This window comes from Mycobacterium hippophais (genome assembly GCF_027529605.1).
Taxonomy (GTDB): domain Bacteria; phylum Actinomycetota; class Actinomycetes; order Mycobacteriales; family Mycobacteriaceae; genus Mycobacterium; species Mycobacterium arseniciresistens.
In genome coordinates, this window is record NZ_JAPZPY010000010.1 from 169295 (window position 1) to 191469 (window position 22175).

Below are 22175 nucleotides of genomic sequence, written 5' to 3' on the forward strand. Positions count from 1 at the left end.
GACCAGTACTCTTTGTTGGTGAACGCGATCGACCCGGACAAGCTCGACATGTGCCTGCAGGTGCTGGCCGACATCGAGTCGTTGCCCCCCGAGCATCCCGACGCCGTGGCCGTGCGCCGGGCGACGGCGAGCATCTTCAAGTCGGTGCGGAAGGCCCGCAGGCACGCCAAGCGCGATGCAGTGGCGGCCGCCGACGAGGCTGTCACCGCCGCTACCGCCACCGGTGCGCCCGGCCGCATCGACGACGAGACGCAGGGCCTGCCGCTGGTGTCTGCTGCGGTCGGCGCCACCGCGGGCACATTGCTCCGGCCGCGGGCCTGCTACATGTGCAAGATCCGCTACACGGTGGTCGACGCGTTCTACCACCAACTCTGCCCGGCGTGCGCCGCGCTCAACCGCGCGAAGCGCGACGCCCGCACCGACCTGACCGGCAGGACCGCACTGCTCACCGGTGGTCGCGCCAAGATCGGCATGTACATCGCGTTGCGACTGCTCCGCGACGGGGCGCACACCACGATCACCACCCGATTCCCGAACGACGCCGTGCGCCGCTTCTCCGCGATGCCCGACAGCGCCGACTGGCTGCACCGGCTCCGCGTGGTGGGTATCGACCTCCGGGACCCCGCGCAGGTGGTCGCGCTCGCGGACAGCGTCGCCGCGCAGGGCCCGCTGGACATCCTGATCAACAACGCCGCCCAGACGGTGCGCCGGGCCCCCGGCTCGTATGCGGCACTCGTCGAAGCGGAGCGGACCCCGGCGCCTTCACTGGTCGACGTCATCACGTTCGACCGCGTCAGCGACGCCCATCCGGCTGCACTCGCAGGGAGCCTCTCCGAGCACCCGGCCCCCCACGCGGTGACGGAACTCGCTCTCGCCGCCCGCAGCGCGTCCCCGGAGCGGATCGCCGCGGGCACCGCCATCGACGCGGGTGGGCTGCTGCCCGACACAGCGTCGGTCAACAGCTGGACCCAGCGCGTGCACGAGGTCGACGCGATGGAACTGCTCGAGGTCCAGCTGTGCAACCAGACCGCGCCGTTCATCCTGGTGAGCCGCCTACGCCCGGCGATGGCCGCCTCACCCGCCCGCCGTACGTACGTCGTCAACGTGTCCGCGATGGAGGGGCAGTTCAGCCGCGCGTACAAGGGGCCGGGGCATCCGCACACCAACATGGCGAAGGCCGCGCTGAACATGCTCACCCGCACCAGCGCCGCCGAAATGCTGGAGCAGGACGGCATTCTCATGACCGCCGTCGACACGGGCTGGATCACCGACGAGCGGCCACATCCGACGAAACTGCGGCTCGCCGAGGAGGGCTTTCACGCCCCGCTCGACCTCGTCGACGGCGCCGCCCGTGTATACGACCCCATCGTCCGCGGTGAGGCCGGCGAAGATCTGCACGGCTGCTTCCTGAAGGACTACTCGCCGAGCAACTGGTAGCTGCCACGCCAGTCGAGGCCGTCGCTCGTCAGGACACCACTTGCGTTTCATGAAGGCGCACGGCTTCCGCCTCATTGATGCCCCAACTGGTGAGAGTGCGAGCCGGGTGACGGCCGCCGTGGTCGATCGGGACGGGGTGCCCTGCGGTGGTGCGGCTGAACCGAGGCGCCGGCGCAGGCTGCAGCACGCCGCCGACTTCCACGAACGCGCCCCTGGCGCGGTTGTGCGGATGCTCGTGCGCCTCCCACGGCGAAAGCACCGGTGATACGCAGGCATCCGAGTCGGCGAAGATCTCGGTCCACTCCGCGCGTGTCTTCCGCCGGAAGGTGTCGCCGATGAGCTTCTTCATCCGCGGCCACGCGGCGGCGTCGAGTTGGTATGGCTGCTCGTGCTCGTCGAGACCCAATCGGCTCATCAGTTCGGCGTAGAACTGCGGTTCCACGCAACCGACGGCCACGAACTTTCCGTCCGACGTCTCGTAGGTGTCGTAGAAGGATGCGGCGCCGTCCAGCGCATTGGTGCCGCGTTCGCCTTCCCACAAGCCGTTGGCGTGCATGCCGTGCAAGAACGTGGTGAGCAGGGCCGCGCCGTCCACCATTGCCGCATCGACGATCTGGCCTTCTCCGGATCTGTCGCGCTCGTAGAGAGCCGAGACGACGCCGAGGGCCAGCATCAGTCCTCCTCCTGCGAAGTCGGCCAGCAGGTTCTGCGGCGCGTGTGGACGCTGTCCCGCTCGGCCGACGGGCTCCAGCGCGCCCGCGACCGCAATGTAGTTGATGTCGTGGCCGGCCCGTTGGGCCAGCGGCCCGTCCTGGCCCCAGCCCGTCATTCGCCCGTACACCAGCCGCGGGTTGATCCCGAGCAGGGGAGCCGGCCCGATCCCGAGACGTTCGGCGACTCCGGGCCGAAATCCCTCGACGAAGACGTCGGCGACCGCGGCGAGGTCGCGGACCACCTGCACGCCCTCGGGCGACTTCAGGTTCACCGCGATGCTGCGACGACCTCGATCGAGGACCCCGGGTGGCATGGCGAGGCCGCCGCCGCCCGCCCGGTCGACGCGTAGTACGTCTGCGCCCAGGTCGGCCAGGATCGTACAACCGAACGGTGCCGGCGCGAGGCTGGCGATCTCGATGACTTTCACTCCGGTCAGAGGGCCCACGGCGTGTCACTTTCGTTGTCGGAGAATTCTGTCCGTCAGAGGCTTCGCGCGATGAGGTCTTTCATGATCTCGCTGGTGCCGCCGTAGATCTTCTGTATGCGGGCATCCGCGTACATCCGCGCGATGGGGTACTCGACCATGTAGCCGTAGCCGCCGAACACCTGAACGCAGCGGTCGACGACGATGCACTGCTGTTCGGTCAGCCACCACTTGGCTTTGGCCGCCCCGGCTATGTCCAGTTCGCCGGCGAGGTGCTTCTCGACGCAGTCGTCGAGAAAGGCCCAGGACACCGTGGCGACCGTGTCGCATTCGGCCAGCACGAATTTCGTGTTCTGGAATCCGAAGAGCGGTTTCCCGAACGCGGTGCGCTCCTTGGCGTACGCGACGGTCACCTCGACGGCGGCCTCGACGGCCGCCGCCGCGGAGACGGCGAGGATCAGCCGCTCCTGGGGAAGCTGCTGCATCAGCTGGATGAACCCCTGCCCCTCAACGGTGCCGAGCAGGTTGGTCAGCGGAACCCGGACGTCGGTGAAGTTCAGCTCGACGGTGTCCTGCCCGTGCTGACCAACCTTCTCGAGGTTCCGACCGCGGCTGAAGCCGGGCAGGTCCTCGGTCTCCACCACGATCAGCGACACATCGCCGATACCACCGGCGTGCGCCGTCTTGGCCACCACGATCACCAGGTCGCAGAGGAAACCGTTCGAGATGAACGTCTTGGAACCGTTGATGACGTAGTCATCGCCGTCCTTGTCGGCCCTGGTCTTGATGCCCTGCAGATCGGACCCGGTGCCGGGTTCGGTCATCGCGATCGCTGCGATCATCTCGCCGCCGGCCATCTTCGGCAGCCACCGTTGCTTCTGTTCCTCCGTACCGTAGGCATTGATGTAGTGCGCGATGATCGCGCTGTGCACCGCCCCACCGAAACTCGGCGCGAGTGCTCGTACCTGTTCGATGCCGATGGCGCACTCGTGGGCGAATGTGCCGCCGCCTCCGCCGTACTCCTCCGGAATGCTGGCGCACAGCAGACCGACTTCGCCGGCGCGGAACCAGACGTCCCGGTCGACGTGCTGCTGCTTGCTCCAACGTTCCTCATGGGGAGCGCAGACCTTGGTGAAGAAGTTTCGGGCCAGTTCGGATACTTGATCGAGGTCTTTGTCCATCCAACCGGAACGGTGCCTGGTCACGAGATCTCCTCCATATCGGTTGTGATGCGTGCTAATTCGCACGCGTGGTGGGCTATGTCGTTCGGTGCATCCAGCTGTGGGCAGTGGCCGGCGCGCTTCAGGAGAACCAGTCGGCTCCCCGGGTTCGCCTGGTGCAGGACACGGCTGGCCGTCGACGGCACCAGGCGGTCGCGGAGGCCGTGTATCACGGTCATCGGGATGCCGATCCCGCCGTGGTGGCGCGTGCGGTCGAGTTCGGCCTTGAACTGCGCGCCCTGCTGGAGAAGCCGCGACGCTGCTGCCAGGTCGGGGATACCGGCGACGACAAGCGCCACCACCGCGGGATCGATGGCAGAGGGCTGGCCGTACAGCAGCCGGGCCACGGCATTGTGGACCAACGCGCGGTGTGCGCGGGGCGGAACCCGAACGCTGGACAGGCGCCGCGTCGATGCCACGATCGGGGGTAACCCGCGAGCGAGGAGCAATGTCCAGCGCACCCCGGCGATGTCGAGGGGCATCACCGCGCGGATCGGGAGGCCCGGGTTGCGGGCTGCTCGCGCCGCCACCGCGGCGCCGAGCGAATTTCCCACCAGGACAGCCGGATCGTTCGCCCCGTACCGGTGAACCACCTCGGCGAGGAACGCGTCGAGTTGCGGCAGCAATGCCCCTGGACGCAGAGCATCGGCGTCCCCGAAGCCGGGCAGATCGACAGCGACCGCCGCCTGTCCGGCGTCGTGAAGCACTTCCAGCACCGAGAGCCAGGCATCGGCACTGTGGGCGAATCCGTGCACGAGGATGACAGTGCACCCGGTCCCCGTGACCGCCAGTTCGCGCGTTTCGAACCCGGCATACGTCGCGCGCCGCTCGTCGATGAACGACGCCGGCATCAGGACCAGGCACTCAGACGTTTGTGGATATCGTCGATCTCCCACGCTCCGTCGGTCTCGGTGGTCTCGCCGATCCGCATCGGCGCGAGCCTCGAGATGGCACCACCCTGGACGGCGAATACCTCTCCGCTCAGCGAGCATTCGTCGCCGGCAAGGTAGGCGACGATCGGGGCGATGTTGTCCGGGTGGAAGAGATCGAACTCGCCCTCGGGTACCTCGGCGGCGAAGATGGCACCCATACCGGGAGTCGCCAGTGTCAAGCGGGTGCGGGCCACCGGCGCGATCGCGTTGACCCGAACGCCGTAACGTTCCAGTTCCTGCGCGGCGACCTGGGTGAGTGCGGCGATGCCGGCTTTGGCGGCACCGTAGTTGGCCTGCCCGGCGTTCACCACGAAGGTGCCGGATGCGGAGGCGGTGTTGATCACCGATGCCTTCACCGGCTGCCCGGCTTTGAACTGTGCCTTCCAATACGCGGCGGCGTGGTGCAACACGGCGGCGTGTCCCTTGAGGTGCACCGCCACCACCGAGTCCCATTCCGATTCTGTGATCGAAGCGACGAACGAATCCCGGAGAATGCCTGCGTTGTTCACGACGACGTCCAGCCTGCCGAACTCGGCCACGGCCTGATCGACGAGAGCCTGCGCGCCGTCCCACGTGGCGACGTTGTCGGTGTTGGCCACCGCGCGTCCCCCGGTGGCCCTGATCTCGTCCACGACATCCTGGGCCGGACCGGCGTCGGAGCCGCTGCCGTCGTTGCCGCCGCCGAGGTCGTTGACGACGACCGCGGCGCCTTCCCTGGCGAAGAGCAGTGCGTGCGAGCGGCCGATTCCTCGGCCGGCGCCGGTGATGACGGCGACTTTGTCGTCCAATGTGCCCACAGTAGGAGTCCTTTCAGGGATGTGGAGTCGGTGAAGGTGCTCAGGCGACGAGTGCGCCGAGCCTTTCCAGTGAGGCCTCGACCTCTTTTCGGGCGCTGCGCTCGATGGCCTTGCCGATTGCGCCGACGACCATCTGGCCTTCGAATTCGGCGTCGATGTTGGCTTTCGAGTGGTCACCGTCGGCCTCGACGGTCATCGTGAAAGAGATCTTGGCTCCGGCGAGGCCGGTACCCGAGATCTTCAGCGCCGATGGCGCCGCGTACTCGCTGACGGTCCAGTCGATCTTGTTGGTCATCCCCATGACGGTGCACATCTCGGTGAAGGTGCTTCCCTGGCTCACCTCGGTGGGCACGTCGCCCCGCCATCCGTCGTGGATGGTCAGCCAGTCGGGATAGCTGCTGGGATTCGACAGCTTTGCCCACACCTGCTCCTGTGGGGCGGCGATGTCCTTTGTCACGTCGACCTTTGCCATGTGATGTCTCCTTTGTCGGTTTCAGCGTTCAGCTGGGCGGTAGGCGGTCACGACGACGGCGCCGCCGAGCCCGATGTTGTGTTGCAGAGCGACTCCCGATTTCTGGCACGCGTCGGCGACCTGGCGCTTGCCTGCGGTGCCCCGCAACTGCCAGGTGAGCTCACTGGCTTGGGCGAGACCCGTCGCGCCGAGTGGATGGCCCTTGGAGATCAGCCCGCCGGACGGGTTGACGACCCATCGTCCGCCGTAGGTGGTGTCGCCGGTGTCGATGAGCTTGCCGCCCTCGCCCTGCGCGCACAGACCGAGCGCTTCGTAGGTCAGCAACTCGTTGACCGAGAAACAGTCGTGCAATTCGATCACGTCGATGTCCTCGGGACCGATGTCGGCCTGGTCGTACACCTCGAATGCGGCGTGGCGGGTCATGTCTGCGCCGACGATGCTGATCGCACTGTTGTCGGTGAAGGTCGACTCGAGGTCGGTGACCATGGCCTGCCCGACGATTTCGACCGCTTGGCCGGCCAGTCCGTGAGCGTCGACGAATGCCTCGCCCGCGACGATCACTGCGCCTGAGCCATCGGAGGTCGGCGAGCACTGCAGCCGGGTCAGCTGCGCCGGTTCATAGATCATCTTCGCCGACTTGATCTCCTCGAGGGTGTACTCCGATTGGAATTGGGCGTAGGGGTTGTTCACCGAGTGCCGGTGGTTCTTCTCGCCGATCCTCGCGAACTGGTCGGTGGTGGTGCCGTAGCGCTGCATGTGTTCGACGCCTGCTGCGCCGAACATCCAGGGCGCGGGCGGGAACGCGAAGTCGAAGAGCTCGGCCTCGGCCTGAATGTGCCGCATCAACGGCTGTTCGCGGTCGGTGTAACTGGTCGACAGCGACCCCGGCTGCATCTTCTCGAAGCCCACGGCGAGGGCGCAATCGGCGAGTCCGCCACGGATCGCGCGGGCCGCCAGGAACAGTGCGGTCGACCCGGTCGCGCAGTTGTTGTTGACGTTGGTGATCGGGATCCCCGTCATCCCGAGCCCGTACACGGCCCGCTGTCCCGACGTCGACTCGCCGTACATGAATCCGACGTGCGCCTCGTCGATCAGATCGAAGCCGATGCCGGCGTCCTCGAGCGCTTTGGTGCCGGATTCCTTGACCATGTCGGGGTAGTCCCAGTCCGCTCGGGCGCCCGGCTTCTCGAACCTGGTCATCCCGACGCCGACGATGAAGACTCGGTTTTTCGCCACGGTCACGCTCCCTCGAATTCTGCGAGCCCGTCCTTGATCAGGACCTGGCCGTCGTCGTTGACACCTTCGAACCTGTAGGTCCCGTCGCCGGATTTCCAGACGGACGTCGTCATCACCTGGCCCGGGCGACCAGGCGTGGCGAAGCGCACGGCGAGCCGTTTGAGCAGCTCTGGCTTGTCCGGCGCGACATGGGACATCAACGCGTGCGAGCTGAAAGCCATCGTGCACAGGCCGTGCAGGATGATTCCCGGCAGACCCATGCTCCTGGCGATCTCGTCGTCGAGGTGGATCGGCATCGGGTCGCCCGCCGGTTCGGCGTAACGGAACGTCTGGTCGGTGTCGAACTTCTGCTCGACGACGAAGTCGGCCGCCCTGCCCCGAAGATTCTCGTCGAACGCATGGTCTCGCGCCGGGGTGCCCGACGCGTGCGGCCAGTCGCCGCCGCGAAAGAATCCGGAGAAGTACTGCTCGTTGACCAGGCCGAGACTCCCGTCGCGAGTCTCGGCCATCGTGGTGACGACGACGCCCGAAGATTTCCCGTGGATTCCGACGACCTTGCAGCGGACGCTCAGTGTCTCGCCAGGAACGATCGCACGGTAGAAGCGAAAGTCATGCTCGCCGTGCAGAATTCGCAACATGAGTTCGTCGGGGACTGCGAGCATGGTGGTTTCGGCCAACTCGGAGAGTGCCGGCACCACGGCGAAGACCGGAGGCGCGACGGTACCCGCGAGGTGCTTGGCGATCGGGTCATTGGTGGCCATTGCATAGGCGATCGACCGCTCGACGTCCACCGGGAACGTGATCTCGTCGCTCCACCGGCCGATTCCGTCGGTGTCGAACACGTGCTCGGGCATGGAATGTGTCTCCTATGGGGGTCGCCGGGTCCGCGATGTCGGACCTGGTGCTCGTTTCCACGCTATGCAGCGAGAACGCCCGATCCCATGACCTCACCGACCGGGATCAATGACCGAAGCGCTCGCCGGTGTCCTGGTAGTTTCAGGCCGTGGCGAGCCATACAGTGGCGATTGCATTCGTGCGGTCGGCATTGACCTCGGCGCAGCGGTACGGCCTTGACGTTCGCGACGCCCTGCTCAGTGCCGGGATCGCCCCCGAGCTGATCGAACGCGACAGCAGCCGCGTGACGCCTGCGCAGGCCACCCGCGTCGTGCAGGCGCTGTGGGCCTCCACGGATGACGAACTGCTCGGCGTCGGGCCCAAGCCCGTCGCCCGAGGCACCTTCCGGATGATCTCTCTGGGCCTCATCCACTCGCCTGACCTACGGACCGCGCTACGCCGCTTCGCCGAGTTCGCGAGTCTTTCCATGGGATTCGTCGCGACTGATGTCACCGACGACGGTCACACCACCCGCCTCACACTGGATCCGACCGGTCAGACCCTGACCGACCAGTTGCTGATCGACGTTCTCGTCGCGGTCAGTCACAGATTCGCCGGATGGCTGATCGGTGAACAGATCCCGCTCACTGCCGTGCAGATGCCGTACCCCTGCCCGCCGCACAGCGAGGACTACCGCCTCATCTACGGGATCGCTCCGGTGTTCGACTCGGCGAACGCGGCCATCAGTTTCGACAGCACCTATCTCGACGCTCCCGTCATCCGTGGGGAGGACGAGCTCTTCGAGTTCATCAGAAACTCGCCCGCGGACCTGCTGTTCCGCCGTGACTACCACCCGACCATGGCGAGCCGGGTCCGCAGGATCCTCGAACGCGGCGACGGTGCCAGCGCCGAGCAGGTGGCCCGCCGGCTCGCCATCAGCCCGCAACATCTGCGGCGGCTGCTTCGCGAGGACGGGACCTCCTTCCGGCAGATCAGGGAAGACATCCTGAGAGACGCCGCGATCACGAGTCTGGTTCGCGGCACCGAGACCATCGACAGCTTGTCCGAGCGACTCGGCTTCTCCGAGCCCAGCGCATTCCGACGAGCATTTCGCCGTTGGACCGGCAGCTCGCCGGGTTCCTACCGTATTGACTCAGCCGAACCTGGGCCGTCGGCGTAGCTGTTCCCCTGCGCGGTTGGGTCACGAAGACTGCGCGCCCGGGTACTGGGGTGCGGGCCGCTTGGCGCTTAGCGTCGACCTCGTACGGCAACGCAGCGAGGAGAGCACTCCATGTCCGAGGCACCGATGGTTCGATGCGGCACGGTCGAACGCACACATGACGAACTCACGCAGCGGGTCGCCCGCGTCGCCGCCGGACTGGCTGCCATCGGAGTCTCAGCGGGCGACAACGTCGCGCTGGTCATGGCGAACTCGGTCGAATTCCTGGAGGTGAGTGCCGGTATCGCTGCGGCAGGTGCAAGCCCTGTGCCGGTGAACTGGCACTGGAAATCCGATGAGATCGGCTACTTGCTGGACAACAGCGGCAGCGCCGTCGTCTTCGCCCACGCCGACTACGTCTGCGCCGTCGAGCAGGCGGCCCCGATCGGCGTCGACGTCATCGAGATCGGCACCGACTCCTCGGCTGCGTCAGGTCGCCATCGCGAGTACGAGGAATGGCTGGCCGAGAGCGAGCCGGTCAGTGACTCCGCCGCTGTGTCCGCCGGACTCGGCACCATCTACACCTCCGGCACGACTGGCAGGCCGAAAGGCATTGTGCGCGAACCGGTGAGTGCGGAGTCCATGATGGCGATGGCGATGACCATGATGACCAGGATGGGTCTCGCCCCGGGAGGGCGGACGATGATCCCGGCCCCGATGTACCACACGGCGCCGAATACGATGGCCACCTTCGCCGTTCGGCTGATGATGGACACGACGATCCTCGCCCGGTTCGACCCCGAGGAATTCCTCGCGGCGGTCGAACGGCACCGCATCGAGCAGGTCCAGATGGTGCCGACCATGTTCACCCGATTGCTGCGGCTTCCTGTGGACGTGCGGAATTCGTACGACCTCTCGTCGCTGCGGTCGGTGGTGCACTCGGCCGCCCCGTGCCCGAAACACGTCAAACAACAGATGATCGACTGGCTCGGCCCGATCATCACCGAGTACTACGGTGGCTCGGAGACCGGGCCGATCGTGTGGTGCACCGCCGAGGAATGGCTGGCGCATCCCGGCACCGTCGGCGCCCCCACCGACGGCGCCGCCGTTCGCATCGTTCGTGACGACGGCACCGAGGCGGCGGTTGGCGAGGTCGGGATGGTCTACGTGAAGCCGGCCGATTACTGGCCCGGGTTCACCTACCTCGGCGACGACGAGAAGCGTCGCAACATGGAACTCGATGGGTTCGTCACGGTCGGAGACATGGGCTTGCTGAATGAGGACGGGTACCTCTTTCTGACCGACCGGTCCAGCGACATGGTGATCTCGGGCGGAGTCAACATCTATCCGGCCGAGACCGAGGCCGCACTGTCCGAACTGCCAGGGGTCAGGGACTGCGCGGTGTTCGGGGTTCCGGACGAGGAGTACGGCGAGTCGCTCGCCGCCCACATCGAAACCGACAGAGCCGCCGGCTTGACGGAGGACGACGTCCGCAGCTTCCTGCGCAGCAGGCTCGCCGGCTACAAAGTTCCGAAGCTGATCGTCTTCGACGACGCACTGCCGCGTGAGGAATCCGGCAAGTTGTTCAAACGCATCATCCGCGAGAGTTACTGGCAGGGATCGGACAACAAGATATGACCTCGAACGCTGACGTACACGGCAAGGTCGTCGCGATCACCGGTGGCGCCCGCGGTATCGGACTGGCCACGGCTGCGGCTCTGACGGGGCTCGGCGCGAGGGTGGCGATCGGAGACATCGACCAGGTGGCGTTGACGGAATCCGCCACCCGACTGAACCTTTCCACGTACTGCAGGCTCGACGTGACCGACGTCGAGTCGTTCGCGGCGTTCCTCGACCACGTGGAAGAACAGCTCGGCCCGATCGACGTGCTGATCAACAACGCCGGAATCATGCCCGCGGGCCGACTCGTCGACGAATCCGACAACGTGACAAAGCGCATCATCGACATCAACGTCCTCGGTGTGATCAACGGCGCGAAGCTGGCCGCGCAACGCATGGTGCCTCGCGGCAGCGGACACGTCATCAACGTCGCGTCCCTCGCCGGAGAGATCTACACCCCTGGGCTCGCCACTTACTGTGCGAGCAAGTACGCGGTCGTCGGGTTCACCGACGCGGCACGCGTTGAACACCGTGGCAGCGGGGTCGATTTCTCGCTCATGATGCCATCGTTCGTGAACACCGAACTCACTGCGGGTACACACGGTGTCCGCGGTGTCAGAAATGCCGAACCGCACGACATCGCCGCTGCGATCGTCGGCCTGATCCGTAAACCCAGAGCACGGGTGCGCGTCACGAAGTTCGCCGGAGCGCTCGCGGCAGCCCAGAAGTTCATGCCGCGGACAGTCGCCGAAGGACTGACCCGCGCTCTCGGCGGTGAGAACGTCTTCCTCGACGGCATCGACGCGGACGAACGCAAGGGCTACGAAGACCGCGCTCGACACAGCTAGGGGGCCGCCCCGCCCCTTGCCCAGCGGACAGGAAACCCTTCCCATCCTTCGGTGAAGTCTGCCCTCCCGGCGATTACCCGGCCGCTTCGTGAAGCCGAGTATTCGAGTAGCCCAAGAGGGTCCGAACATCGGCTCACTTCCATCGGAGGACAACATGACCATCTCAAGAGACGCAGCCGGCCACCGCACCCGTACCGCAGCGATGATCTTCCTGGCTGCCTTCGCATCTGGTGTCGGCATGGTCAGCGCCGCCGCTCCGGCGAGCGCCGCCGACCAGCACATCGCGCTCGCCATCGGCTTCGTCAGCGAGAATCCGCCCGTCACGATGGCCGGCGGTTCGGCCATCGGTGCCAGTCAGGAACAGGCCGCCCAGGGTGCGCTGTCGAACTGTGTGAGCAACGGCGGCAGCCACTGCGTCGCACAGGTGATCGCGACGAACGAGTGTGCGGCGGCGGCCTCCAACGACTACGGCGAGATGACCGGGGCATCTGATCCGTCGCTTGCCGCCGCGCAGAGCAAGGCCAGGGCCAAGCTGCAGAATCAGCAGGGCGCCAAGGTCATCGTGTCCGGTTGCGCAAATGGATCCACCCCGCCGCCGCCCAACGATCCGCCGCCTCCGCCGCCCGCGCCGAAGCTGGGGCCGACGGTGTCGTTCGACCCGGTTCTGGGCGGCTTCGTGGCTCACATCACCGACCGCAGCGGCGTCTCGTCGCAGTGCACCTACACCGCGGAGAACTTCAACCGCGCCTTCGCACTGCCCGCCAATGCGCAGTACGACCTCAGGGTCGTGCCTGCCGTTCCGCGGTTCCGGAACTGGACGGTGACCATCGCCTGCGACAACGGCACCAGCACCACGACGACGACGTACTTCTGAGTCGTTCGACACTGATCCGCCCGGACCGTGGCACCACGGTCCGGGCGGAATCGGTTGTTCTGTGTCACCCGCCGCGCGGTCACGCCGGGGGTTCTAGTCTCCTGCCATGGATCGCATATGGCAGTGGACGTGGGATCGGTATGGGGCGAGGTACGCGTGGGCCACGAGCGTTGTCGCGTTTCCGGTCGCGCTGCCCATCTACCTCTTGCTGCTGTCACTGCCGATCGTCGCCTTCGAACAGTCCGATCGCTACGTCGAAGCGGCAGCCGTTACCATCGTCGCCGTCCTGGTGCTCGAATGCCTGATGATCATGCCGGGCCACCGGTCGATGCGCCCCGCCGAACGCTGGGCGGCCGGCCACGACGTCGACCGCGAATCTGCCCTGAAGGGTACCTATACCTACTCGCGCACGACGTCATCGGTGACGCTGTGGAGTTCCGGTCTCTGGGCCGCAACGCTGGCGGTTGTCATCGGCGCGATGGCCGAGGCGACGGGCCCACGGCTGGTCCAGTACGCGATCATCGGCGCCGTCTTCGGACCTGCGGTCCAACTGATCGCCTTCCACAGCATCGTCGAGTCATCACTGAGGCCGGCCAGGATCGCACTCACCGCGGGCACGGAGATCGGTGACGAGATGCCGCGCTCTCGTCCTACATTCGCCGCGCGATCGAATGTGGCCATGGTCGCAGTCGCGGTGGCGTACTCCTGCGCAGGAGCCTTTCTGGCGTTAGTCATCCCGCGGGCCGCTGAGATGCCCGTCCTGTGCGTCGTGATCGCGTGTGCCTTCGCGCTGATCTTCGCGGTGCCGACGTCCGTCGCCCTCGGGTTCTCGCCATCGCTACAACCGATCCGCGACCTGGCCTCGGGAGCCGAACGCGTTGCGGCCGGCGATTACGGCCGACGGCTGCCGGTCGTTCAGGACGATGACCTAGGCGCATTGGCCGCATCGTTCAACCGCATGCAGGCCGGGTTGGCTGAGCGGCAACGACTTCAAGGCGCATTCGGAACATACGTCGACCCAGCGCTCGCAGCACGTCTGCTCCAGCAGGGCGACGACGTCTTCACCGGTGAGCGGCGCGAGGTGAGCGTGATGTTCGTCGACATCCGTGACTTCACCCCGTTCGCCGAGACGCATACCGCTGAAGACACCGTCGCTCGCCTCAACGCCTTGTTCGAGATCGTGGTGCCGGCCGTCGTGGATACCGGCGGACATGTGAACAAGTTCCTCGGCGACGGCGCGCTGGCCGTCTTCGGCGCCCCGAACGACATCGAAGACCATGCTGCCGCCGCCGTCGCAGCGGCACTGCGCATTCATCAGCGGGTCGCCCAGACGTTCGGCAGCGCGCTGCGAATCGGCATCGGGATCAACAGCGGTGTGGTGATCGCCGGCACCATCGGTGGTGGAGGCAAGCTGGAGTTCACCCTCATCGGCGACACCGTCAACGTCGCCGCCAGGGTCGAGCAACTCACGAAGACGACCGGCGATGCGATCCTGCTGACTCGGGCGACGGTGGACGCGTTGACTTCACGGCCCGGTGACCTCACCGACCGAGGAGTCCACGTCTTGAAGGGCAAGTCGGCAGCCGTACAGGTGTTCGGCCTCGCCGCCGGGGACAGCGGTCTTCCCCCGGATCGATAGCCTTCTCGACACGACGCACCGGTCGACGACGTCTCACGCAGATTTTCACGTGTCAGAGGTGCTGCGCCCCGATTCGAACGCAGTGGCACGGATGAACGGGCCGATCACGGCATCGAAGACGCTGGGTAGCAGCCGGAAGGTGATGATCGCCGGCCAGTTCAACAGCCCCACCTGACGCTCGCTCGAGCGACGCCGCTCGGTGGCGCGCACGATCGCCGCGGCGACGACGCCCGCGGCGTCTGCAGTCGGCGGCACCCGCGGGGTCAAGCCGGAATAGTTTCCCGCCGTGCCGTACACCGGGGTGTCGACCGGGCCCGGATAGATCCCGTGAATGCGGACGTCGGGCAGGTGACGGTTCTCCTGACGCAGCACCCGAACCAGTGCGCTCAACGCGAATTTGCTCAAGACATAAGCCGATTGATACGGCACCGCGACCACTCCCAGGAGCGACCCCACCAGCACCAGGTGCCCCGAGCCCCTTTCCTGGAAGTGGCGAAGTGCCGAACGCGCCACGTTCGAGGCGCCGATGAGATTCGTCTTGATGACAGCGTCGAAGACGTCGACCGGAACGTCCTCGAACCGGCCGAAGGCGGTGATCGCCGCGCACTGCACCGCGATGTCCACCCGGTTGAACTGCGTCACGGTGACGTCGAACAACTCCTGTACCGCACCGGCATCGGCGATGTCCGTGGCCTGCACCAGCACGGCTGTGGCGCCGTTCGCTCGACATTCCTCGGCGACCTCCCGCAGGGTGTCCTCCGAGCGTGAGGCCAGCGCAAGGCACGCGTGCCTGCGGGCGTAGTGCAGCGCGGTCTCCCGGCCGATTCCGCTGGAAGCGCCGGTGATCACGACCACCTGTGGGTGCAGCGGCGCGCTCATGTCTGTCCGATTCGCCGGGCCCGGCGGCGTTCGGCCGCGGCGAGCACACCGAGGCATGTGGTGGCGGCGACCGACGCCCATCCGCCGCGGACGGTGGTCGTCAGCGCTGCGACCACCGCGAGTGGCGCCAGTATCGCGACGGGGTCGCGGCGTCGCTCGAGCACCCTGTCGAGCGCCATCGGGGTGCCGGACGCCAGGTTGACGGCGACGGCCGCGGCCTGGGGGACTGTGGCAGGGCCGACGCCGAGCGCACGGGCGACGGCCAGAGTGGTCCACAGCAACAGGGAGCCGTCGTGTATCCGCCGGATCGTCTGTGGTGTCATTCGTCGCTCCTCGGATCTCCAGCCCATCGCCGCGCTCGTTCCCGCGGCACCTTCGGCCATGCCCTCGAGAAGTTCGAGTGCACTCGCGGCGGACGTCCGCGACGGCGCCCAGCCGAGTTCGCGGCGTGCCTTCGTCGTGTCCATGACAGGTGAGTTGGTGGCCACGTCGTACCAACCCGGGGTCAGGGCGATCACCCGGCACGCGCTGAGCGCGGTGATGACCGCGCGCATCAGTCCGGGGTCGACGCCGATCGCGCGGGCACCGACCACGGCCGCCAGTGCGCGAGTGTCCAACACGTCGGCCGCGATGTTGAACGATCCGCGGGAGCGGCGCTGCATCATCCTGATCACCGCGTCCCCGACGTCGTCGGCGTGGACGAATTGCAGCGCAAGACCTCTCGGCAGCGGAAGGATCCGCAGCGCGCCGCGCCGGAGCAGTTCCAGGGCGGCGCGGGGAACGAGCGGGCCGAGATAGAGCGAGTGGATGAGCCACGCCGCTTCGCGTTGCACCACCACGGTGGGACGGAAACGCGCCACCACCGTCTGCGGATGTTCCTGCTCGAAGCGGTCGAGTATCCGTTCCGCCATCACCTTGTGCCGGCTGTAGACCGAGGTCGGTTGCCCCGAGTCGGGCCACGACTCGGTGACCGGCTCTCTCGCGCCGGGCGCATAGATGCCGAGGCTCGAGGCGTACACCAGGTGCCGGATGCCGGCGGCCTCCATGGCCGACAGAAGCACTTGTGTGCCAACCACATTGGCCCGGTAGAGATAGTCCTCATCGCGCACCGGCTGAACGGCCAGGGCGAGATGGATCACCACGTCGGCGCCGTGCAGCGCCGGCCCGAGTCGGGCGGCCGCGCTCGGCGAGGCCAGGTCAACGGCGTGCCAGCGCACCCTCTCGTACTTGCGCCCGGACGCCGGCGGACGCCGGCAGACGCCCACCACCTCGGCGTCGGGCGCCTGACCGGCGAGTGCGCGCAGCACTCCGGCACCGACGTTGCCCGATGCACCGGTGACGACGACGCGCATGGATGCCTCCTGAACAAGCTCCGGTGTCGACAGCGGATGCCCTGTATTCGGAGCCGAATGGCGCAAGGTGCGGCGGACGATGATGCCGAGGGGCTCACACGTTGCAGAAAGCGTCCGGCACCCGAGCCATACCCGGGGATGTGGGCCGCAAACGTCGCGCCGCGGCGCTCAGGAAGCCCTGAACCGGATCCGCCAGCGGGCGATGCCGGCGAACAGCACGGTGAGCACCGCCAGCATGGCCATGTCGAACAGCCATGCCGACGGGGAGTGTCGCCAGTGCTTGTCGTCGGCGACCCCGGCGACCAGCGAGGTCAGGTCGGCCGTCGACGCGGTCGCGGCGAATCCCCATCGCCCGGGGGTGAGCCATGCCAGCGTCTCGAACAGTGGCCTGCCCGTCACCGGGATGAAGCCGCCGGCGAGCACCAGCTGCGCCATCAACGTCGCCGCCAGCAGCACGATCACCTGATCGCCGGTCCGTGCCAAGGCCGACACCGCCAGTCCCAGCACCGCGCCTGCGACGGCCGTCGCCGCGATGCCGGCGAAGAACTCCAGCATCGGGCTGCCCAGCACCACCGCGCGTGAGGGCCCGGACTTGCCGAACCCGGCCGCCGTGACGACGAGGACGAGGATCGCCGACTGGATCACCGCCACCGCGCCGAACACCGCGATCTTCGCCAGCAGGTACGCCGAGGCGGACATCCCGGCCGCCTGCTCGCGCTGAAAGATGGCACGTTCACCGACCAGGTCGCGCACGGTGAGCGTGACGCCCATCAGGATGGCGGCGAAGCTTGTCAGCGCGATGACGTGTTTCGCCTCGAAGGGTGGCGCACCGTCCAGCGGGGGTCCGCCCAGACCGGCGTCGCCGGCCACCGTCAGCGGCAGCAGACCGACGATGAACGGAAGCACCGCGAGGAACACGAGATAGCCGCGGTTGGCCATCAGCAGCCGAACCTGACGACGGGCGATCGTGCTGACCTGACGGCGCAGCCCGGTGAACGACGGTGCGGCCGCTCTCGCGGGCTGCGCGGATGCGTCGTCGACGACGCTGTGTGCGGCCGATGGCTCTCTGCCCGCCAGGAACCGGCGTTGGACACCGTCGGGGTCGGCGCTGACGCTGGTGAAGATGTCCGCCCAGTCGGTGGATCCCATCGCCGAGCCGAGCGCGCCGGGCGGGCCGCAGAAGGCGGTCTTGCCACCCGGCGCCAGCAGCAACACCTGATCGCACACATCCAGGAACGTCAGCGAGTGGGTCACCACCACGATCACCCGGCCCGCGTCGGCGAGCCTGCGCAGCATCCCCATCACCGCGCGGTCCAGCGCCGGGTCCAGCCCGGTGGTCGGCTCGTCGAGCACCAGCAGCGAGGGACCGGTCAGCAGTTCGAGCGCGACCGAGACGCGCTTGCGCTGACCGCCCGACAGCTTGTCGATGCGGGTCTGGGCGTGGCCGCTCAGTTCCAGTTCCTCGAGCACCGCGGCGATCACCTGCCTGCGGTCCTCGGCGGCGGTGTCGGCGGGCATCCGAAGCTCGGCGGCGAAGTCCAGCGCCTGGGCGACGGTGAGCCGGCCGTGCACGATGTCGTCCTGCGGCACCATGCCGATCCGGCTGCGCAATGCGGCGTACCCGGTGTGGAGGTCGCGCCCTTCGAACGAGACCGCACCACTGGTCGGCCGTCCGGCGCCGACGATCATCCTCGCCAGCGTGGACTTGCCCGAGCCCGACGGCCCGATCACCGCCGTCAACGTGCCCGGGCGGGCGGTGAGCGAGACCCGGTCCAGCAGAACGATGTCACGCTCGATCGCCAGGCTCACCTCGTTCACCTCGAGGCCGCCGGTGGTGACGGCGGGCTGAGTACGGCGCACCAGCGCACCTGCGGTGAAGACGAAGTCGACGTTGCCGATCGTCACGACGTCGTCGTCGGCGAGGGGGGCGTCGGTGACGGGCACCCCGTTGACGAACGTGCCGTTGCGGGCGTCGGTGCTCGACAGCTGTACGCCCCGGTCCGTGGTGACGAGGGTGGCGTGGTGGCGCGAGGCGAGCACGTCCGGCACGACGATGTCGTTGTCGGCGGCGCGTCCGATCGTGAGTGAATCCTCCCGGCCCCGTTGCCGCGACATCCGCTTGGTCACCGCGTCGGCCGCAGGAGGCGCGGTGCCGAGTTCGAATCTGAGCTGCGGACCGTCGGGTGCGACGAGGTGAATCGTCAGTCCGCCATGCACATCGACCGAAGGCACCCGTTGCCCATCGACGTACATGCCATGCAGGCTCGTGTCGTCGACCGCGATCCAGCCCTCGTCGAGATGGCGCAGTATCACGTGCGAACGCGACACCTTCGGGTGCGGGATGCGGACGTCGGCGCGAACGTCGCGTCCGACGACGACATCGCGACCCGGCGCGAACGTGTGTCGCCCGCGTGCCGAGCAGACGGTGATCGTGGGCGTCATCGTGGGAACCGAAGAGTGGCTCATGTGTTCGTTCATCCTAGGAAGTACGCGAGTGGGAGGACGAGTAACAGCGAATCGATGCGGTCGAGCAGGCCGCCGAACCCGGGCAGCCAGTCGCCGGCGTCCTTGACCTGAGCCTGCCGCTTGAGCATCGACTCGAGGAGGTCGCCGAAGACACCGCCGATCGAGACGGCGATGAGTAGGCCGACCGACATGCTGCCGAGCAGGGTGAGGATGACGAAGGCGCCGATGATCGCGCCGACGAGGCCGCCGACCGTCTTGTTGGGGCTCAACGGCGACAGCGGTCGACGCGCCCAGGCCATGCGGCGCAGTCCCTTTCCGCCGCACCAGGCGGCGACGTCGGTGGCCGCGACGGCGAAGCACAGCAGGTAGGTGTCCGGCAGCACCATCACGAGGTGTGACAGGGACCAGCAGATCCACACCGAACCGAAGGCGGTGAATGCGGTTCGCCTGGCGCCGTTCTCGACGTCGCCGCCGAGGACCGAGGGCAGCGCGCACAGCAGCAGGAGGACGGGCGCGAATTGCAGCAGTGACGGCCGCAGCCACGCGGCGAGGGGATACAGCACGGCGAGGGCCAGGAGCACCCACGTGTCTGCCCGCTCGAGCCGGACCAGCCGGGCGTACTCGGTGACCGCGACGACGGCCAGCGCCGCGGCCAGCACGGCGGTGGTGCCGTGGCCGATCCACACCGGCAGGCCGACGGCGGGGGCGATCAGCACCCAGGTGCGCCATTTCTGGATCAACTCCGGCCTGCGGGAGACCAGGACGGCGATGCCGGCAACCGCCAGGATGGCCACCGTGATCCACATCAGGAACACCGACCGGCCGAAGAGATGCAGCTGCAGCGGACCCAGGTCGATGTCGAGCGCCATCCGCCGGTCGAGGTGGAGGAACGCGAGGTACTGGTCGAAGATAGTCATTGCGGCGCCTGTCTCAGGATGCGAGCGCGTATCGGTCACCGGCCCGGCCTTCGAAATCCTCCCGCAGGACCGACACATGCGCCCGCAGTTGCGCCGCCGACGTGTCGTGGGGATCCAGCGGGGCGCCGAGACGGACCCTCATCGGGGCGGGGGAGTAGCGGCCGTCCTTGGGCAGCACGTCAGCCGTGCCGGCGATCGCGACCGGGATGATCGGCACGCCGCATTCGCGAGCCAATCGCAGGGCGCCGGAGCGGAACTCGCCGATGCTGCCGTCGGTCGACCGCGTCCCCTCGGGGTAGAGGACGACGGTGCGGCCGGCCCGCAGCGCCGGCTCGGCCGCCGCAAGCAGTGCGGCGTAGCCGCCGTCACCGGTTCGCCGGACCGGGAGGATGCCGGCCAGCGAGGTGGCGACGAAGCGCCGCACCGGGACGTCGAACCAATAGTCCGCAGCCGCACCGAAGACCGGGCGGGCCGTCGGTGGAAGCGCCGCGAGCAGTGCCGCGGTGTCGGCGTGTGAGGCATGGTTGGCGACGACCACGCAGCCGCCGCGGGTCTCCCAGCGGCCGGTCACGGTCAGCCCGCCCGAGGCGCCGCACACGGTCCGCCAGAGCCAGTGCCGCAGGACACTGCCCGCGCGTCGCGGAGTGCTCGACGGGGAGAGGGGCCGAGTGGTGCGGTGGAAGTTCATGGTGTGAGTACATCGGGGCTCGGGGGCTACCGATCCCAAGAAAACCGCCGATCCCGCAACGCCGACTGGCGGCGACGACCTCGCCGAGAGGTTCGTCGCCGCCGTACGAGCAGCTGCAGGGGCCGGTCCCGGATGTCAGGCCGCAGTCAGCACCCCCAGCGGCACGGTGAGGGGCCGGGTGATCGGCAGGACGTCGGCCACCGGCTCCCGCTCAGAGTTGCGCTGCGCCTTCAGTTCGCGGTGCGCTGCCCGCAGCCGCAGCACCGTGGTGATGAGCGAACCGTTCACCAGCTGAGCCAGCAGCACGGGCATGATGACCGGGAATGCGGTGGCCAGCACCACGAGCAGGCACCGTTCTGTCTTGCCGAGGGGGCCGCCGTTGCGGCGCGTGCCGCCCGCTGCGGCCGCCGCCAGCGACGCGAACGTCGGCAGCGTCGCGGCGAGTGCGGCCAGCAGCACTTGGAGCACCGGCCAGGACAACCAGTCCAGTCCGGGGCCGCCCTGACGGGCCGCCCACACCGCCAGGCCGGCGAAGGCAAGCAGATCAGCGGCGCGGTCGCCGATCTCGTTGACGACGAAGCCCCACGGCCGGCTCACACCGCGGGCTCGGGCCACCGCGCCGTCGAGGTTCGCCCCGGCCAGCCGCAGCACCATGAACAGCGCCGCCAGCGGCCAGCAGCCGTAGGCGACGGCGATTCCGCCGGCCGCTGCGGCCGCCACCCCTGCGGCGGTGAACGCGTCGGGCGAGATCCGCCGAGCGACCGCGGCGTCGAGGATCGGCGTCAGCTGCCGGGTGAACCATGGCTTGAGCGCGTAGAGGCCGGACATGCGGGCCCGGCGGGGCGTCGACGCGGCGGGGGTGTGGGTGGGGGCGGACGTCTTCATGGCCGGCTCCTTTCGTGTCGCTTGCTCGTACGCGCCTCGGTGGCGTCGTCGATGCGATGAGTCAAGCGGGCGCGAGGGGCTACCGATCCCAAGAATCGTCGGCCGCGCGACAACGGCAACGGCCGGCTCGTCACCGAGCCGGCCGTTCGTGCTCGGCGCCGTCTACCTGCGGGTCAACGAGACCCGGATGCCGTCCACCGACACGGGGAATCCTTCGCAGCCGGTGGGGATCCGGCCGGTCGACGTGCCCGTCAGGGTCGCCGGGTCGAACGAGTACCCGATGGTGTTCGGCAGCTGCCTGCCGTCGGGGCACGACCATGTGGCCTCGCGGGTGAACTCCCATCGGCCGTTGACGAGCCGGGCGTCGGCCGTCCACCCGGTCGTGGACGCCACCCGGGCACAGCCGGAACCACAGGGCGTGATGATCCAGGTGGCCGACGAATTGGGATACGGATTCGGCGCGCCATTGACCATCCGTTGACTCTGGTCGCTGATCAGGGTGTAGGTGCCGCTGAGATCGTCGGCATGTGCGGGGTTCGCGAGTGCGATCGCGGCACCCGCCATCGCGACGGCCGTCGCTGCGGCACGGACGACAGTTCTCATCATGTTTCTCCTCGGGGTGGGTGGCGGATCGGCACGGATGCGGGATGAACAGGCTCCAGCACGTGTTCGGTGCCTGCCAGGGATACGGGGGCGGAGGGTTGTCGCCCTGACGGGCTCACCTGCGATCAGTGAAGACCTGTCCGGTGCCTACCGATCCCAACTTCGTCATTCTCGTCGGC

Annotated in this window: 20 protein-coding genes; 6 read left to right on the top strand and 14 right to left on the bottom strand. The window is 67.8% G+C overall.

Annotated features, from left to right (window positions below; translation table 11 throughout):
* The first annotated feature begins 18 nt into the window (after window positions 1-18).
* The gene (locus tag O6P37_RS20600) at window positions 19-1437 is read left to right on the top strand and encodes an SDR family NAD(P)-dependent oxidoreductase (protein ID WP_269895820.1); all 1419 of its coding nucleotides are present in this window, start codon (window positions 19-21) and stop codon (window positions 1435-1437) included.
* A 28-nt stretch (window positions 1438-1465) separates the two neighbouring features.
* Here O6P37_RS20600 and O6P37_RS20605 read toward each other — a convergent pair whose 3' ends face one another.
* Genes O6P37_RS20605 through O6P37_RS20635 form a run of 7 tightly spaced genes read right to left on the bottom strand, consistent with a single transcriptional unit; the run spans window position 1466 to window position 8086 of the window.
* Window positions 1466-2596 (bottom strand): CaiB/BaiF CoA transferase family protein, encoded by a 1131-nt coding sequence (locus O6P37_RS20605; RefSeq protein ID WP_269895821.1) that lies wholly within the window; start codon window positions 2594-2596, stop codon window positions 1466-1468.
* 35 nt (window positions 2597-2631) lie between these two features.
* The gene (locus O6P37_RS20610) at window positions 2632-3780 is read right to left on the bottom strand and encodes an acyl-CoA dehydrogenase family protein (RefSeq protein ID WP_269895822.1); all 1149 of its coding nucleotides are present in this window, start codon (window positions 3778-3780) and stop codon (window positions 2632-2634) included.
* Window positions 3777-4646 (bottom strand): alpha/beta fold hydrolase, encoded by an 870-nt coding sequence (locus O6P37_RS20615; protein WP_269895823.1) that lies wholly within the window; start codon window positions 4644-4646, stop codon window positions 3777-3779. The genes O6P37_RS20610 and O6P37_RS20615 overlap by 4 nt, the downstream gene beginning before the upstream one ends.
* A complete protein-coding gene (locus tag O6P37_RS20620; protein ID WP_269895824.1) occupies window positions 4646-5524 on the bottom strand; it encodes an SDR family oxidoreductase in 879 nt (292 codons plus the stop codon). Before O6P37_RS20620 ends, O6P37_RS20615 begins: the two co-directional genes overlap by 1 nt.
* Window positions 5525-5564: 40 nt before the next feature.
* The gene (locus O6P37_RS20625; RefSeq protein WP_269895825.1) at window positions 5565-5996 is read right to left on the bottom strand and encodes a type II toxin-antitoxin system Rv0910 family toxin; all 432 of its coding nucleotides are present in this window, start codon (window positions 5994-5996) and stop codon (window positions 5565-5567) included.
* A gap of 21 nt (window positions 5997-6017) precedes the next feature.
* The gene (locus tag O6P37_RS20630) at window positions 6018-7232 is read right to left on the bottom strand and encodes a lipid-transfer protein (RefSeq protein ID WP_269895826.1); all 1215 of its coding nucleotides are present in this window, start codon (window positions 7230-7232) and stop codon (window positions 6018-6020) included.
* A 2-nt stretch (window positions 7233-7234) separates the two neighbouring features.
* Window positions 7235-8086, bottom strand: coding sequence for a MaoC/PaaZ C-terminal domain-containing protein (locus tag O6P37_RS20635; RefSeq protein ID WP_269895827.1), 852 nt, complete (start codon window positions 8084-8086; stop codon window positions 7235-7237).
* A 149-nt stretch (window positions 8087-8235) separates the two neighbouring features.
* On the opposite strand from O6P37_RS20635, the gene O6P37_RS20640 reads away from it, so the two are divergent.
* From O6P37_RS20640 to O6P37_RS20660, 5 genes are all read left to right on the top strand, one after another.
* The gene (locus tag O6P37_RS20640) at window positions 8236-9246 is read left to right on the top strand and encodes an AraC family transcriptional regulator (RefSeq protein WP_269895828.1); all 1011 of its coding nucleotides are present in this window, start codon (window positions 8236-8238) and stop codon (window positions 9244-9246) included.
* Between the two features lie 111 nt (window positions 9247-9357).
* Window positions 9358-10863, top strand: coding sequence for an AMP-binding protein (locus tag O6P37_RS20645; RefSeq protein ID WP_269895829.1), 1506 nt, complete (start codon window positions 9358-9360; stop codon window positions 10861-10863).
* A complete protein-coding gene (locus O6P37_RS20650; RefSeq protein ID WP_269895830.1) occupies window positions 10860-11693 on the top strand; it encodes an SDR family oxidoreductase in 834 nt (277 codons plus the stop codon). The genes O6P37_RS20645 and O6P37_RS20650 overlap by 4 nt, the downstream gene beginning before the upstream one ends.
* A 154-nt stretch (window positions 11694-11847) precedes the next feature.
* A complete protein-coding gene (locus O6P37_RS20655; RefSeq protein ID WP_269895831.1) occupies window positions 11848-12567 on the top strand; it encodes a DUF4189 domain-containing protein in 720 nt (239 codons plus the stop codon).
* Window positions 12568-12673: 106 nt separating this feature from the next.
* Window positions 12674-14206, top strand: coding sequence for an adenylate/guanylate cyclase domain-containing protein (locus tag O6P37_RS20660; protein ID WP_269895832.1), 1533 nt, complete (start codon window positions 12674-12676; stop codon window positions 14204-14206).
* A 45-nt stretch (window positions 14207-14251) separates the two neighbouring features.
* Here the strand turns inward: O6P37_RS20660 and O6P37_RS20665 are convergent, their stop codons facing one another.
* The 7 genes from O6P37_RS20665 to O6P37_RS20695 all read right to left on the bottom strand — a co-directional run bounded on the left by O6P37_RS20665 (window position 14252) and on the right by O6P37_RS20695 (window position 21996).
* Window positions 14252-15085, bottom strand: coding sequence for an SDR family NAD(P)-dependent oxidoreductase (locus O6P37_RS20665; protein ID WP_269895833.1), 834 nt, complete (start codon window positions 15083-15085; stop codon window positions 14252-14254).
* Window positions 15082-16437 (bottom strand): NAD-dependent epimerase/dehydratase family protein, encoded by a 1356-nt coding sequence (locus O6P37_RS20670; RefSeq protein WP_269895834.1) that lies wholly within the window; start codon window positions 16435-16437, stop codon window positions 15082-15084. Before O6P37_RS20670 ends, O6P37_RS20665 begins: the two co-directional genes overlap by 4 nt.
* Before the next feature lie 168 nt (window positions 16438-16605).
* A complete protein-coding gene (locus tag O6P37_RS20675) occupies window positions 16606-18903 on the bottom strand; it encodes an ATP-binding cassette domain-containing protein (protein ID WP_408633216.1) in 2298 nt (765 codons plus the stop codon).
* 8 nt (window positions 18904-18911) lie between these two features.
* A complete protein-coding gene (locus O6P37_RS20680; protein ID WP_269895835.1) occupies window positions 18912-19820 on the bottom strand; it encodes a phosphatidate cytidylyltransferase in 909 nt (302 codons plus the stop codon).
* Between the two features lie 13 nt (window positions 19821-19833).
* Window positions 19834-20508, bottom strand: coding sequence for a lysophospholipid acyltransferase family protein (locus tag O6P37_RS20685; RefSeq protein ID WP_269895836.1), 675 nt, complete (start codon window positions 20506-20508; stop codon window positions 19834-19836).
* A gap of 135 nt (window positions 20509-20643) precedes the next feature.
* Window positions 20644-21393, bottom strand: a complete 750-nt coding sequence (locus O6P37_RS20690) for a CDP-alcohol phosphatidyltransferase family protein (RefSeq protein WP_269895837.1) — start codon at window positions 21391-21393, stop codon at window positions 20644-20646.
* 162 nt (window positions 21394-21555) lie between these two features.
* Window positions 21556-21996 carry a hypothetical protein gene (locus O6P37_RS20695; protein WP_269895838.1) on the bottom strand — a complete coding sequence of 147 codons (441 nt, stop codon included), beginning with the start codon at window positions 21994-21996 and terminating at the stop codon, window positions 21556-21558.
* Window positions 21997-22175: the final 179 nt, after the last annotated feature.